This is a genomic window from Amycolatopsis sp. NPDC049252 (assembly GCF_043197175.1).
Lineage (GTDB): Bacteria > Actinomycetota > Actinomycetes > Mycobacteriales > Pseudonocardiaceae > Amycolatopsis.
This window is the reverse complement of record NZ_JBICSQ010000046.1, coordinates 1-13,648: the sequence shown is the minus strand read 5'-3', so window position 1 is coordinate 13,648 and position 13,648 is coordinate 1. Positions and strand designations below refer to the sequence as shown.

14 protein-coding genes are annotated in these 13,648 nt (G+C 72.8%); 9 read left to right on the top strand and 5 right to left on the bottom strand.

Annotated features, from left to right (window positions below; genetic code table 11):
• Positions 1 to 18: 18 nt before the first annotated feature.
• The 3 genes from ACGFMK_RS33015 to ACGFMK_RS33005 all read right to left on the bottom strand — a co-directional run bounded on the left by ACGFMK_RS33015 (position 19) and on the right by ACGFMK_RS33005 (position 2,321).
• Positions 19 to 354, bottom strand: a complete 336-nt coding sequence (locus ACGFMK_RS33015) for a PadR family transcriptional regulator (protein ID WP_392771700.1) — start codon at positions 352 to 354, stop codon at positions 19 to 21.
• 96 nt (positions 355 to 450) lie between these two features.
• Positions 451 to 1,644 carry an MFS transporter gene (locus tag ACGFMK_RS33010; protein WP_392771602.1) on the bottom strand — a complete coding sequence of 398 codons (1,194 nt, stop codon included), beginning with the start codon at positions 1,642 to 1,644 and terminating at the stop codon, positions 451 to 453.
• A 98-nt stretch (positions 1,645 to 1,742) separates the two neighbouring features.
• A complete protein-coding gene (locus ACGFMK_RS33005) occupies positions 1,743 to 2,321 on the bottom strand; it encodes a TetR/AcrR family transcriptional regulator (protein ID WP_392771600.1) in 579 nt (192 codons plus the stop codon).
• Here ACGFMK_RS33005 and ACGFMK_RS33000 point away from each other — a divergent pair.
• The 7 genes from ACGFMK_RS33000 to ACGFMK_RS32970 all read left to right on the top strand — a co-directional run bounded on the left by ACGFMK_RS33000 (position 2,217) and on the right by ACGFMK_RS32970 (position 9,516).
• Positions 2,217 to 2,687 carry a VOC family protein gene (locus ACGFMK_RS33000; protein ID WP_392771597.1) on the top strand — a complete coding sequence of 157 codons (471 nt, stop codon included), beginning with the start codon at positions 2,217 to 2,219 and terminating at the stop codon, positions 2,685 to 2,687. The genes ACGFMK_RS33005 and ACGFMK_RS33000 overlap by 105 nt on opposite strands.
• 11 nt (positions 2,688 to 2,698) lie before the next feature.
• Entirely contained in the window at positions 2,699 to 3,523 is an 825-nt protein-coding gene (locus ACGFMK_RS32995; protein WP_392771593.1) for an alpha/beta fold hydrolase, read from the top strand.
• A 9-nt stretch (positions 3,524 to 3,532) separates the two neighbouring features.
• On the top strand, positions 3,533 to 4,156 hold the full coding sequence (locus ACGFMK_RS32990; protein WP_392771591.1) for a hypothetical protein: 624 nt from the start codon (positions 3,533 to 3,535) through the stop codon (positions 4,154 to 4,156).
• 228 nt (positions 4,157 to 4,384) lie between these two features.
• The gene (locus ACGFMK_RS32985) at positions 4,385 to 5,215 is read left to right on the top strand and encodes a MarR family winged helix-turn-helix transcriptional regulator (RefSeq protein ID WP_392771588.1); all 831 of its coding nucleotides are present in this window, start codon (positions 4,385 to 4,387) and stop codon (positions 5,213 to 5,215) included.
• Positions 5,216 to 5,299: 84 nt separating this feature from the next.
• Positions 5,300 to 7,117, top strand: a complete 1,818-nt coding sequence (locus ACGFMK_RS32980) for a SpoIIE family protein phosphatase (protein ID WP_392771586.1) — start codon at positions 5,300 to 5,302, stop codon at positions 7,115 to 7,117.
• 111 nt (positions 7,118 to 7,228) lie between these two features.
• The gene (locus ACGFMK_RS32975) at positions 7,229 to 7,933 is read left to right on the top strand and encodes a response regulator transcription factor (RefSeq protein ID WP_392771584.1); all 705 of its coding nucleotides are present in this window, start codon (positions 7,229 to 7,231) and stop codon (positions 7,931 to 7,933) included.
• A complete protein-coding gene (locus ACGFMK_RS32970) occupies positions 7,930 to 9,516 on the top strand; it encodes an ATP-binding protein (protein ID WP_392771582.1) in 1,587 nt (528 codons plus the stop codon). Before ACGFMK_RS32975 ends, ACGFMK_RS32970 begins: the two co-directional genes overlap by 4 nt.
• Here the strand turns inward: ACGFMK_RS32970 and ACGFMK_RS32965 are convergent.
• Positions 9,513 to 10,499 carry an LLM class flavin-dependent oxidoreductase gene (locus tag ACGFMK_RS32965; protein ID WP_392771579.1) on the bottom strand — a complete coding sequence of 329 codons (987 nt, stop codon included), beginning with the start codon at positions 10,497 to 10,499 and terminating at the stop codon, positions 9,513 to 9,515. The genes ACGFMK_RS32970 and ACGFMK_RS32965 overlap by 4 nt on opposite strands.
• Before the next feature lie 130 nt (positions 10,500 to 10,629).
• On the opposite strand from ACGFMK_RS32965, the gene ACGFMK_RS32960 reads away from it, so the two are divergent.
• Positions 10,630 to 12,579, top strand: a complete 1,950-nt coding sequence (locus ACGFMK_RS32960; RefSeq protein ID WP_392771576.1) for an acetoacetate--CoA ligase — start codon at positions 10,630 to 10,632, stop codon at positions 12,577 to 12,579.
• A 1-nt stretch (position 12,580) separates the two neighbouring features.
• Positions 12,581 to 13,327, top strand: a complete 747-nt coding sequence (locus ACGFMK_RS32955) for an LLM class flavin-dependent oxidoreductase (protein ID WP_392771573.1) — start codon at positions 12,581 to 12,583, stop codon at positions 13,325 to 13,327.
• On the opposite strand, the gene ACGFMK_RS32950 is transcribed toward ACGFMK_RS32955, so the two are convergent.
• The coding region (locus tag ACGFMK_RS32950; RefSeq protein ID WP_392771571.1) for an integrase core domain-containing protein at positions 13,324 to 13,648 on the bottom strand (325 nt) is incomplete at its 5' end. The two genes, ACGFMK_RS32955 and ACGFMK_RS32950, sit on opposite strands and share 4 nt — an antisense overlap.

Sequence of the window (13,648 nt, the reverse complement as noted above, 5' to 3'; positions counted from 1 at the left end):
CAGTGATATCCGAAATCTTCATGGTCGGTCGCCCCCTTCACGGAGCTGCTCGAGCCGGTGCGCGAGGAAACTCCAGGTCTTCCAGAATTCTTCGAGCTGCTGCTGTCCCAGTGCGTTGAGCGAATAGACCTTGCGCGGCGGTCCCTTCTCGGACGGGACCTTCTCGACGTCGACGAAGCCGCGCTGTTCGACCCGCACGAGCAGCGCGTAGACCGTCCCCTCGGCGATGTCGGAGAAGCCCTGGTCGCGCAGCCACGCGGTGATCTCGTAGCCGTAGGCGGCCCGGCCGGACAGGATCGCCAGGACGATGCCCTCCAGCACCCCCTTGAGCATCTCCGTCACCTGCTTGCCCACGGGCACCTCGCTCACTACTCAATGACATTGACTACCGGTACATAGTAACGCTGAATACCGATGGCGCAAGGGCCCCGCCGCGGGATCGACGATGGGTCAGCTGTCCGGGCGGGTGCGCGGTATCCATCGCCACAGCGCGCCGGCCGCCGCGAAGCCGACCAGGCCGCTCGCCACGATTCCGGCGCCCAGGCCGGCCAGGGCGGTCACCGCGGACAGGACCAGGGGGCCGACCCCGCTGCCGATGTCCGCCAGTTCGTTCCAGATGCCGAGGTGCGTCGGGCGTCCCACGCGCGGCGACACGTCGGCGCCGAGCGTCATCACGATGCCCGAGCCGATCCCGTTGCCGAAGCCCATCACCATGGCCGCCACCACCAGCGAAACCGCGCCGCCCGCGAACGGCATGACGACGAACGAAACGCCCAGCACGAGCGTGGCGGGCACGGCCACCCAGCGGCGGCCGTGGCGGTCCATCACCTTCCCCGCCGGATAGAACGTCAGCGCGTCGACGGCGCCGGCGACGCCGTAGATGATCGAGCTGGTCGTCGGCGACAGCCCGATGTGCGCCGCCCACAGCGGCACGACCGTCTGGCGGGTCTGCCGGATCGCCGACAGCAGCAGGATCCCGAACCCCAGCGTCGCGTACACCCGCCACCGCTGCCGCAGCATCCCCCGCGTCGTGACGGCGGACGCGTCCGCCCGGTCGCCGGCGGTGACCTCCAGGTCGGGTACCCGGAACACCAGCGCGCCGGCCGCCACGATCGCGACCAGGCTCACGTAGTACGCGCCGGGCAGCCCGGCGAACTGCATCGCCCCGGCCCCGGCGAACGGCCCGAGGAACACGCCCACCCGCATGCTCCCGCCCAGCGTCGACAACGCCCTGGCGCGCATGTGCGCCGGCACGATCTCGGTCAGGTACGACTGCCGGGCCAGGCCGTAGACCGCGCTCGCCGCCCCGATCAGCAGGATCCCGCCGCCGTAGAGCAGGAGTGACGCCGGCCCGCGGCCCAGGTCGACCAGGCAGGTCAGGACGCCGGCGACCATGACGGCCGCCGCCAGGAGCATCGACCGGCGTTCGCCGAACCGGGTCGCGAGCATCCCGGCCGGGATGTTCGCGGCCAGCGACCCGACACCGAGCAGCGCGGCGATCAGCGCGGCCGTCGGAGTGCTCGCCCCGCGGTCGATCGCGCTCAGCGCGACGACCGGCAGCACGGCGCCCTCCGACAGCCCGAACAGGGCCGCCGGCCCGTACGCCGCCGCGGCGACCGAGCGCAGCCGGAAGTCTTCAACCATCTCCGAGCATCATGCGTGACCGGCGCGGGCGGCCGGCGCCGGGAGTGATCAAGATCGCGCGGAGGGCTGCGTGCTCGAGATCATCGGCGGCGACCGGCTCAGGAACCCGCGCCCTGAGCCGACTTCAGCAACGCGTGGGCGAGCGATTCGACGACGAACCGCTCCCACCGGTCCGGGCTCCAGCCGCGGTCACCGAGCACGAGGTACATCTCGAGCCCGGACAGCGCGCACAGGATGTCCACGGCCTCACCGACCGGCACGCGCAGCGCGGACAGACCGTCGAGCTGCTCGGCCAGGACACCGAACGCGGTCGCGGTCTGGGACATGTTCGCCGTCCACTGGGCGGCCATGTCGGGGTCGACGACGGCGGCGTCGCGCACGACCCGCATGATCGGGCCGACCCGCGTCATGATGCCGCGGCCGTAGGCCGTCCACAGTTCGATGACCCGCCGCGGATCCCGCTCGGCCCGGGCCTCCTCCAGCCACGGACGGCCGAGGATGCCGACGGGTGCGTCGTCTCCCACGACGGCGAGGTCGACGGCTTCCTTGAGCACCGTCCGCTTGTTGCCGAAGTGGAAGTACACCGTCTGCACGGCCACTTCGGCCCGTTTCGCGATCTGTTCGAGCGTGGTCGCCGTGTAGCCGTCGGCGACGAACAGGTCGGCCGCCGCGTCCACGATCCGCCGCCGGGTCGCCCGGGTGCGGGCGACGTCGCCCGCAGCCGCGCCTGGTACCAGCGGGTGCTGGGCTTCGAGGTGGCGATCGAGTTCGTCGAAGACGGCGAAGTCCGGGGCGTGGCCCTGCGGCGGGAGGGGTGCTCGCAGCTCGCGCTGCGCCACGATCCCGCCCGTGCCCAGGCGTTGTCCGGCTTCGACGCCCTGGCCCTGCTCGTGCCGTCCCGGGCGGAGGTCGAGACGTGGAAGGCCGCACTGGACGAGGCCGGCGAACCCCACGGCGGCGTCGTGACCGGCCACCAGGGCGGAAAAGTGCTGGTCGGCCTGCACGACCCCGACGGCATCGAGATCCGGCTCTACGCGAACTGAAGGGACGAGCGATGAACACCACGACGATCGACGGCGCCAGCATCGGCTGGACGGACACCGGGGCCGGGGACACCACCTTGCTCGTGCACGCCGGCGTGTTCGGCGCGTGGTTCGAGCCACTGGCCGGGCTCCTCGGTGGCCGGGTGATCCGGATGCTGCGCGCGGGGTACACCGGCGGCATGGGCCGCGTGCGCGAGCCGATCGAGCTCGCCGGGCACGCGGCCCACGCCGCGGCGCTGCTCGATCGCCTCGGTACCGGGCCGGCCACGGTGGTCAGCCACTCCTCCGGCTGCGCGATCGCGCTCCAGCTCGCCCTCGACCGCCCGGATCTCGTGGCCCGCCTGGTGTTGTCCGAGCCGCCGCTGGTCGACGAGCTGCCGGCCCCGGCCGACCTCGCCGAAGTGCGGCGCACGGTCGGCGCGGCGCTGGGCGGAGCCATGGCCGCCGCCGCGCGCGGTGACATCCCGGCGGCGTTCGACACGTTCAACTCCGTCGTCTGCGGCCATGACTACCGCGCGGTGCTCACCGGCGTCCTCGGCGAGGACGGCCTCGCCCGCGCCGAACGGGACGCGGAGTTCTTCTTCACCAACGAAGTTCCCGCCATCGGCCGGTGGACACCGCCGGACCCGGCCCGGATCACCGCCCCGGTCCTGCTCGTCCAGGGCGGGGACAGCCCCGGCCCGACCCACCGGCTGATCGGTCGCCTGGCGGCCGCGCTGCCGGACGCCCGTGTCACGACGATCGCGGGAGCGAACCACCTGCTGCCGCTCACCCATCCCGCCGAGCTGGCGAGTGCCCTCTCTTCGCCGGGCGTCCCGGCGGCGGTTTCGCGCTAGATTGGGGATATGGGGAGATTCGGGGCCGTTTTCGCGGCCGCACTGGTCGTGACCGGCACGGCCGCCTGCTCGGCCCCGCCACCCCCTGCCGGGCCGCCCACACCGGCGACGACCACGGCCACCACCACGCGACCGGCCACGACCCTGGCGGCCACCACAAAACCGACGACCCCGCCGTTCACGCCGCTGGTGTCGCCCGCGAAGGTGACGGCCGCGTGCCCGTTCCTCGGCACCGGGGAACTGCAGGTGCTGCTCGGCACCAGCGAGGACCTCGTCGCGACCGAGCAGCCGGCGGACCCGACCTACGTTCCCGGCACCGAGTTCCAGTGCCGCTACGTGGGCAAGTACCACACGCCCTGGGTGCTCGACCTCTGGATCGTGGCGGCGACCCGCAACTACGTTCCCGTGCGGTCGGTCGAAAACACCAAACAGGACTGCCACGGCCCCGTGACGAACCTGCGCGGGATCGGGGAAGCCGCGATCTCCTGCGAACTGGCCGACGCCGAGAGCAAGGCTCTGGTCATGACCGGCAAGCGGAGCCACGGCCAGAACCGGACCGCGACCGTCTATATGGTCTCGCATCGCGACGACGTCTACACCGCGCTGGCGAAGACCCTCGCCGACCGGCTCTAGGGCTCACCCCGCGTGCAGGGCGGCCGTGGCGCCCGCCAGGTCGGTGAACACGGCCCGGTACGGCGTGCCCCGGCCGCGCCGCTCACCATGAGCGCCGATAACGCCGCCGCGTCCGGTCCCCGGCGGAACGAAATCGGCGGGAGTTGTCGAATCCGGGCCGCGTCGTTCGTGGCCAGGGTGGGAGCCCGCCCGCGAGGGGCGCGGCCACGACCGCAGGAGGCACCGACGATGCCGCATTCACAGGCCAAGGTCCACCGCATGTTCGAGCTGATCGAGGCGATCGGCACCATCACCTTCTCCGAGGTGCCGGACGAGGCCTTCCGGGCCGTCGGCATGCGCAACTACTGGGACGGGTACTTCGCGGGCCGCGCCGCGCCGCTGGGCCTGGCGCCGGCCGAGGTGGTGCACGCCGTCTTCTACAACTTCGCCGACGGCGAGGTGGCGCGCCACATCCCGTGGGTCTGGGGGAAGATCACCCCGGAGGAGGCGATCGCCGTGCGCGAGCGGGGCAGCGCCGCCGCCATCCGGCAGCAGATCGGGGAGCTCGCCGGCTCCCCCGGCCTGGTGCGGATCGCCGACCTCGCCACCCGGGCCGCCGTCAGCGCGCCGGCCGAGGGCCGGGCGCTGTACGCCGGGCTCCGGTCGCTCGACGTGCCCGAGGAGCCGGTGGCCCGGATCTGGCACGCGGCCACGCTGCTGCGGGAGCACCGCGGCGACGGCCACAACGCCCTGCTCCTCGCCCACGGCATCGGCGGCACCGAGGCGCACGTCCTCACCGCGCTCGCGCTCGGCATCAAGCCGGCGGAGTTCGGCCGGATCCACCACCTGCCCCGCGCTCAGCTGACCACGGTCGTCGACGGGCTGCGCGCCCGCGGCCTCGTGGCCGCCGCCGGCGGGTTCACCGACGCCGGCCGGGAGCTCAGGGCGCGGATCGAGGTCCTCACCGACGACCTGGCCGCACCGGCGTACGACGTGCTCAGCGTGGCCGAGCTCGACGAGCTGATCGCCGGGCTCACGCCCATCTCCGACGCGCTCCAGCCCCCCGTGATTCGGTCGTGACGCACTTACCCGGCGTCACGACCTACCCTGGCCTTCGCGCTCCGGACCGGCCGGGCGGCGATCGAGGCGCGGGGAGGGGGCCCGATGCACGACAACGCACCCCTTCCCCTGTCGCCGGACCTGGTCCTGTGCGACCCGGCGCGGGTGAACGCCCTGCACGACAGCGGCCTGTCCGCCCAGCCCGACAGCGCGATGGACCGGTTCGCCGCCATGGTCCGCGTGCAGCTGCGGGTCCCCGTCGCGCTGGTCTCCCTCGTCGAACCGGACCGCCAGGTCTTCCCCGGCATGCAGGGGCTCCCGGAACCGTGGGCGACCGCGCGCCAGACCCCGCTCAGCCACTCGTTCTGCCAGCACGTCGTGGCCACCGGGGTGCCGCTCGTGCTGTCGGACGCCCGCACGTCCGCGCTGACCCGCGACAACCTGGCCATCCCCGATCTCGGTGTCGTCGCCTACGCGGGGATTCCGCTGACCGACACCCGGGGCGAGGTGCTCGGCTCGCTGTGCGCGATCGACACCCGGCCGCGGAACTGGACCGACGACGAGATCTCGACGCTGGCGGACCTCGCCACGATGTGCGTCACCGAAATCCGCCTGCGCCTGGCCACCCGGCAGGGCAAACGCGACCGTGACCGCAGTGACGAGCTGGCCTCCCAGCTCGACCGGGCCCACGCCCGCAACGAGATCCTGCTCAGCGCCGCGCAGGCGCTGGCCGGGACCCGGACGCTGGAGCAGATCCGCCACGAGGTCAGCTGGCTCGTCTCCGGGGACCACCGGCCGTCCTACGTCGGGCTGGTCGTGGCCGAGCCGGACGGCACCCTGCGGCGGGTGGCCCAGCCGGGCCGGACCACCACCGCGGACGCGGACGAGTTCGCGGTCTACCGCACCGACGCCGCCATGCCGACCGCCAAGGCGTTCCGGGAACGGCGGCTGCTGTGCTTCGAGGACCCCGCCGCGATCGAAGCCGGGTTCCCGCCCGCGATCGGCCGCCTCTACCGCGAGCTGGGCCTGCACGCCACCGCCTGCGCGCCGCTGGTCGGCAGCCGTGACGTCCTCGGGGTTCTCACCCTCGGCTGGGACCGGCCGCACGAGCTCGACAGCGCCGAGCGGGCCGTGATCAGCACCATCGCCACCTACACCGCGCAGGCCCTGGAACGCGTCCGTCAGCTGGAACACCGGATCGGCGTGGCCCGCGAGCTGCAGGAAGCCATGCTCACCGACCTGCCGACCGTGCCCGGCCTGCGGATGGCGGCCCGGTACCGGCCGTCGGAGGCGGACGAAGCCGTCGGCGGCGACTGGTACGACGCCGTCCCCCTCCCCGGCGCGCCGGCCCTGGCCGTGACGGTCGGCGACATCACCGGCCACGACGTCCACGCGTCCACCTTGATGGGGCAGGTCCGCAGCATGCTGCGGCAGGCCGCGTGGGACCTGCCGGGCGCCGGCCCCGCGGAGACGGTCGAAGCCCTGGAAACGGCGCTGACCGGCCTCGAGCTTTCGGCGACCGGCACCCTTGTGCACGCCCACCTCCACCCCGGCGGCGAAGCCGGCCGCTGGGACCTGACGACCACCAACGCGGGCCACCCGCCGCCGATCCTGGTCCACCCGGGCGGCCGCACCGAAGTGCTGACCGCCCACGACGTCCTCTTCAGCCACTTCGGCATCCGCACCCGGCCGCGCACGGACCTGCGGACGACACTGGAGCCGGGCAGCCTCGTCTTCCTCTACACCGACGGGCTCGTCGAACGCCGCGGCGAGGATTTCGACCAAGCGATCCGCGGGCTGGCGGCGTTCCTGAGCGGGCTCGCCGGCCAGGAACCCGCGACCGTGGCCGACGCGGTGCTGGCGCACCTGGTGGAGCCGGGCGGCCACGACGACGACGTCGTCGTGCTCGCGATCGGCACCTGAAACCGGCCGCCGGCGCGGCGACGGCACCGATGATCTGGCCACTGCGCCGCAGGTGAGGCACGATGGATGACGGCCGCGCCGTGGCGGCCGGACGCCGGTGAAGGAGCCGCGATGGACGCCCCTGCGACGCTGCCCGGCAAGCGCGGGGCCACCGGGCGGCTGGTGCTGGTCGTCGACGACGACCCGCGGGTGCGGACCGTCGTGACGTGGCAGCTGGAGGCCGAGGGGTTCCGGGTCGCCGAAGCGCCCGACGGGCGGCGGGCCCTCGAGACCATCGGGCGTGAGCAGCTGGACCTGGTCATCCTCGACCTCGCCCTGCCCGGCGTCGGCGGCTTGGACGTGCTGCGGCGGCTGCGCAGCGGCGAGCGCGGGGCCGCGTTGCCGGTGATCGTGCTGTCGGGCCGCAGCGGCGAGACCGACCGGATCGTGGGGCTCGACCTGGGCGCCGACGACTACCTGGTGAAACCCTTTTCCCCCGGCGAGCTGGTCGCCCGCGTGCGCTCGGTGCTGCGGCGGGCCGCGCCGGCGCCGCCGGTGACCGCGGCCGGGCTGCGGATCGACCACGCCGCACGCGAGGTCTTCCTCGACGGCCGCGAGATCACCACGACCGCCAAGGAGTTCGACCTGCTGGCCTTCCTGTCCGCGCACCCGCGGCAGGTGTTCACGCGCGCCCAGCTGCTCGAGTCCGTCTGGGCCAGCGCCGCCGAGTGGCAGAGCGAAGCGACCGTCACCGAGCACGTCCACCGCCTGCGCCAGAAGCTCGGGCCGGGGCTCGTGCGGACCGTCCGCGGTGTCGGCTACCGGCTCGAGCCGTGACCGGGGTCCAGGAGGCCGTCGGTGACGCCGAGGCGCTGCTGCGGGCGCAGTCCGGGGTGCTGGAGCGGATCGCGGGCGGCGCGCCGCTGGCCGAGGTGCTGACCGAGGTCGCGACCACCCTCGAACGGCTGATGCCCGGCTGCCACTGCTCGATCCTGCTGCTCGACCCGGAGTCGGCGACGCTGCACCACGGCGCGGCGCCGTCGCTGCCCGCGGCCTGGTCCGAGGGCATCGACGGCCTCCCCATCGGCCGCGACGCCGGGTCCTGCGGGGCGGCGGCCTTCCTGGGCGTGCCGGTGATCGCCGAGGACGTCACGACCGACCCGCGCTGGGTGCCGTTCCGGGAGCTCGCCGGCGCGCACCGGCTGCGGTCCTGCTGGTCGACGCCGATCCGCGGCCGGGCCGGCGTCGTCGGCACCTTCGCCGTCTACCACGAGCGGACCCACCAGCCGGCGCCCCGCGAACGCGACCTCGTCGACCGGCTCACCCACCTGGCGTCGGTGGCGATCGACCACGACACGCTCTTCGGCGCGCTGGCCGACAGCGAGGAGCGGTTCCGGCGTGCCTTCGACGACAACGTGACCGGCATGGCCATCACCGAGCCGGACGGCGCCGTGACGCGGACCAACGAAGCGCTGCGGGACCTGCTCGGGCGCACGGAGTACGAGCTGCTCGGCGCCCGGCTCGACGAGCTGCTGACTCCGGCCGGGGAATCGGCCGCGCCCTACGAAGCGACGCTGAGCCACCCCGACGGGCGCACGCTGGACCTCGTCGTCTCGGTGTCGCCGGTCGCCGGGCCCGACGGCCGTCCCGTCCGGCTGATCGCGAACGTCCTCGACGTCACCCAGCGACGCGCGGCCGAGCGGGAACGCCGGCGCCGGCGCGAGGCCGAGGTGGCGCGCCAGGCCGCGGAGCAGGCCAGCCGGGCCAAGACCGACTTCGTCGCCGCCCTCGGCCACGAGCTGCGCACGCCGCTGCAGGCCGTCACCGGGTTCACCGAGCTGCTGGGCTCGCTCGACCTGCCGCCGGAACGCCGTCGCGCGGCGCTGGAGCACATCAACGACGCGGCCGGGCACATCCTGGCCATGGTCGACGACGTCCTCGACGTGGCCCGGATCGAGGCCCGCGCGCTGCCGCTGCACCCGGCGGAGATCGACGTGGCGGGCGTGGTCGCCGAGGTGCTGCACCTGCTGGAACCGCTCGCCGGCGCCGAAGGCGTGCACCTGCGCGACGAGAGCGGGCCGGCCACCGTGCGCTGCGACGAGCGCCGGCTCAAGCAGGTCCTGCTCAACCTCGCGGGCAACGCCGTGCGCTACAACCGGACCGGCGGCACGGTCACGATCACCACCCGCGTCGAAGCCGAAGCGGTGATCGTGACCGTCGCGGACAGCGGCCGGGGTGTCGCGCCCGAAGACCTGGAGCGGCTGTTCACGCCGTTCGACCGGCTCGGTGCGGACACCGACCAGGGTGTCGGCCTCGGCCTGCCCCTCGCGAAGGGGCTCACCGAGGCGATGGGCGGGCGGCTCGCGGTGACGAGCGTCGTGGGCCAAGGCACGACGGTCGAGGTGCGGCTGCCCCGTTAAGCCGCGTCGACCTTCGGCATGATCTCCTCGGTCAGCCGCTTGAGGTCGTCGAGCGTCTTGGACGTCGGCACGTCGCGGAACGGCGGCCACAGCAGCGGCATCGTCATCCCGGCTTCCTTGTAGCGCTTGAGGATGTCCTCGATCTGCTGGGCGCTGCCGGCCAGCAGATTGGTGCCCTTGCCCGCCGGGGTCTGGTCCATCGGCTCGTCGGTGATGACGAACCAGATCATGCTGCACATCTCGAACCCGTCGGGGAACCCGCGGCCGAGCTCGCCCAGCTCCCGCTCCATCTCACCCTTCCAGCGCTTGATGTCCTCCGGGGAGTCCTGGATGCCGATCCAGCCCTGCAGGCCGTACTTCGCGATGCGCTTGGCCGAGCGCTTCGGGTCCTTGAGGCCGGAGAAGAAGATCGGCGGCGGCTGCTGGATCGGCTTGTGCCCGAAGCCCGAGAGCTCGAAGTCCGCGAACTCGCCGTGGTACTCGAACAGCTCGTTGGACCAGATCCCCTGCATGATTTCGATCGTCTCGCGCACATGGGCGTGCCGACGCGGAAACAGCTCCGGGACGCTGGCGGCGGCGAACTCCTCGGGCATCCAGCCGGAGCCGATGCCGACGTTGAGCCGCCCGCCCGACAGGTGGTCCTGGGTGGCGAGCTCGGCCGCGAGCACGCCGGGCGAGCGGTACGGGGTGTCGATGATGCTCATCCCGATCCGCACCTTGGTCGTCTTGGCGGCGAGCCACGGGATCAACGTCATGCCCTGGAACCACTTGCCGCGTGAGATGACCGGCAGGGCGTTGGGCAGGTCGGTCATCATGCCGAACGGGTACTGCAGCTCCGCGCGGTCGGACGTCTCCGGGACGACGATGCGGTCGAGCGTCCAGACGGAGTCGAAGTCGAGGTCCTCGGCCAGCGCCGTGAGGTCCTCCAGCTCCTTGACGGTCACCTCATCGCGGAAGTTGGGCAGGTAGAGAGCGAGCTTCATGCGTCCGGCCTCCTCGAGACGTCGTCGTCGAAGGGAGCGTGCGCCGGCCGGCTCAACTCGATCACACGCGATTCTCAAATCCCCGTCAACGGTGCCGGGGAGCGAGGCGGACGGTCTCTATGTTGCACGGATGGACGTGCTCTGGAGCCCGACGGCGGACCGCATCGCGAACTCCCCGCTGCGCGCGTACCTCAACTGGCTGGAAAAGCGCGAGGGACGGCCGTTCCCCGACCACGACGCGCTGTGGGCGTGGTCGGTCGAGGACCTGGATCGGTTCTGGCTCTCGATCGTCGACTACTACGAAGTCGGTTTCAGCACGCCGTGGACGCGGGTGCGCACCGGCGACCCGATGCCGCACACCCGCTGGTTCCCCGGGGCCCGGCTCAACTGGGCGGAACACGCGCTGCGCGCCGGGGCCGAGGACGACGCCGCGCTGGTGTGCGTCCAAGAAGGTGATCAGCCCGCCCGGGAGATCACCTTCGAGGCCCTGCGGCGGTCGGTGGCGGCCGCGGCCGGCTGGCTGCGCCGGGCCGGAGTGCGCCCCGGCGACCGCGTCGGCGCCTATCTGCCCAACACCGAGCACGCCGTGATCGCCTGCCTCGCGACCGCCGCGGTCGGCGCGGTGTGGGCGTGCTGCTCCCCCGACTTCGGCGCCGACGGCGCCATCGGGCGCCTCGCCCAGCTCGAGCCCACCGTGCTCGTCGCGGCGGACGGCTACCACTGGAACGGCAAGGAGATCGACCGCGGCGACGTCGTCGCGCGGCTGCGCGAAGAGCTTCCGACGCTGCGGCACGTCGTCCACGTCCCGTACGCCTTCGACCGGCCGCGGCCCGACGGCACGACCCCGTGGGACGAGCTGCTGGCGCGCGACGAACCACCGGCGTTCGAGCAGGTCGAGTTCTCCCACCCGTTGTGGGTGCTGTTCACCTCCGGCACCACGGGCCTGCCCAAGGGCCTGGTGCACGGCCACGGCGGTATCACGCTGGAGGGCCTGAAGTGGTCCGGCCTGTACTGCGGGCTGCGCGCCGGCGAGCGGATGTTCACCTTCACCTCCACCGGCTGGGCGCTGTGGAACATGCAGCTGGGCGCGCTCACCCAGGGCGCGGCCATCACGCTGTACGAGGGCAGCCCCAACCACCCGCCGGGCGCGGTCTGGGAGGTCGCGGCCCGGACCGGAGCGGACCTCGTGCTGCTCGGCGCCGCGGTGATCACCGCGACGGCGAACACCGGCGTCTCGCCCCGGGAGCGGCACGACCTGAGCCGGCTGCGGCACGTGATGGTCAGCGGTTCGGCGTTGCCGTCCGCCGGTTACCACTGGGTGATGGAGCACGTCAGCCCCGAGCTGCGGATCGACTCGACCAGCGGCGGCACCGACATTTCGGGTTCGTTCGTCGGCGCCAGTGAGTACGACCCGGTCCGGGTGGGGCGCATCGGCGGCCGGCTCGCCGGCGTCGACGGCGCGGCCTGGGACGACGACGGCGAGCCGGTGGTCGACGCGGTCGGCGACCTCGTGCTCACCCAGCCGATGCCGTCGATGCCGGTGTCCCTGTGGAACGACCCGGACGCGGTTCGCTACACCGAGTCCTACTTCGACACGTGGCCCGGGGTGTGGCGCCACGGCGACTGGGTGACGATGCACGCCGACGGCAGCGTCGCCATCCACGGCCGCTCGGACTCGACGCTCAACCGCCAGGGCGTCCGGCTCGGCAGCAGCGACTTCTACGACGTGCTGGAGACGATGCCGGAGATCACCGAGACCCTGGTGATCGGGGTCGACCTGCCCGACGACGGGTACTGGCTGGGATTGTTCGTGGTTCCGGCGCCCGGGCACACGCTCGACGACGCCCTCAAGCAGAAGATCGTCACCACGCTGCGGACGCGCCTGACCAACCGGCACGTCCCGGACGAGATCGTCGAGGCGCCCGCCGTGCCGCACACCCTGAGCGGCAAGCGGCTGGAGGTCCCGATCAAGAAGCTGTTGAGTGGCAAGGAACTTGCGAAGGCCGCGAACATCGCGTCGGTGGACGATCCGGACGCCTTGCGCTGGTACGCGCGGTTCGCGGCGGAACGAGGGCTTTGACATGCGCCTGGGTGCGACGCTGGCCGACCTGTCCCCCGGGCCGCCGATCGCGCTCGCCGAGCGGGCGAAACGGCTGGCGGGTGCGGGTTTCGAGAGCCTGTGGACACCGCAGATCATCGGGCGCGGCTTCCTGGTGCCGGACCCGTTCGTCACGCTGGCGGTCGCGGCCACGGCCACCGAGGACGTGGAGCTGGGCACGGCCACCGTGCAGGTCCCGCTGCACCACCCGGCCGACCTCGCCCACCGGATCCTGTCGCTGATGTCGGTGTGCGGCGACCGCTTGACGCTCGGCCTCAGCCCCGGGTCGACCGACACCGACTACGGCGTTTTCAACCGGGACTTCGCCGCGCGCTTCCGGACCTTCTCCGCGAACCTGCCGCGGTTGCGGGGCTTGCTGGAGCACGGCCGGGACGAGCGCGCGGACCTCGCCCCACCGCCTGCGCACGGCCGGCCACCGCTTCTCCTCGGCTCGTGGGGCGCCAACGTCGAGCGGGCCGCCCGGGAGTTCGACGGCTGGCTGGCGTCCGCTTACCGCCGCACCCCCGACCAGATCATCGCCGCCTGCGCCCGGTTCCGCGCCGCCGGCGGCCGCCGGGCGATCGTGTGCGCCGTCCCGGTGCCCGATTCCGGGGACCTCGGCCCCACGGGCGAGGTCCTGCGGCAGTACGCGGACGCGGGCTTCGACGACGCCGTCGTCCTGATCGGCCCGGACGGACCGGACCCGGCGCGGGTCAGGGCGCTGCTTTAGGTGTGATGTCCGGGGAGGTTGGTCATCCGGGTGACCGGCGGCTTGCCGCCGGTTGAGCTGTGGGGTCGATGGTGATTGTAGAAGTGCAGCCACCCCGGTAACGCGGCCCGACGCAGGGTTTCCCAGGGATAGAAACGGGCATAGGCCCAGCCTTCGGCCAACGTGCGGTGGAACCGTTCGATCTTGCCGTTGGTCTGCGGCCGGTAAGGCCGAGTCCGTTTCGGGGTGATCCCCAGCTCGAGGCAGGTATCGCGCCAGGCGTGAGACCGGTAGGCCGACCCGTTGTCCGAGAGCACGCGTTCGACGGTCACGCCACGGGCG

Coding starts and splice junctions, on each gene's coding strand:
- ACGFMK_RS32985 (WP_392771588.1), top strand. CDS start 4,385: ATGCCGCATTCACAGGCCAAGGTCCACCGCATGTTCGAGCTGATCGAG.
- ACGFMK_RS32955 (WP_392771573.1), top strand. CDS start 12,581: ATGCGCCTGGGTGCGACGCTGGCCGACCTGTCCCCCGGGCCGCCGATC.
- ACGFMK_RS32990 (WP_392771591.1), top strand. CDS start 3,533: ATGGGGAGATTCGGGGCCGTTTTCGCGGCCGCACTGGTCGTGACCGGC.
- ACGFMK_RS33010 (WP_392771602.1), bottom strand. CDS start 1,644: ATGGTTGAAGACTTCCGGCTGCGCTCGGTCGCCGCGGCGGCGTACGGG.
- ACGFMK_RS32975 (WP_392771584.1), top strand. CDS start 7,229: ATGGACGCCCCTGCGACGCTGCCCGGCAAGCGCGGGGCCACCGGGCGG.
- ACGFMK_RS32965 (WP_392771579.1), bottom strand. CDS start 10,499: ATGAAGCTCGCTCTCTACCTGCCCAACTTCCGCGATGAGGTGACCGTC.
- ACGFMK_RS32960 (WP_392771576.1), top strand. CDS start 10,630: ATGGACGTGCTCTGGAGCCCGACGGCGGACCGCATCGCGAACTCCCCG.
- ACGFMK_RS32980 (WP_392771586.1), top strand. CDS start 5,300: ATGCACGACAACGCACCCCTTCCCCTGTCGCCGGACCTGGTCCTGTGC.
- ACGFMK_RS32995 (WP_392771593.1), top strand. CDS start 2,699: ATGAACACCACGACGATCGACGGCGCCAGCATCGGCTGGACGGACACC.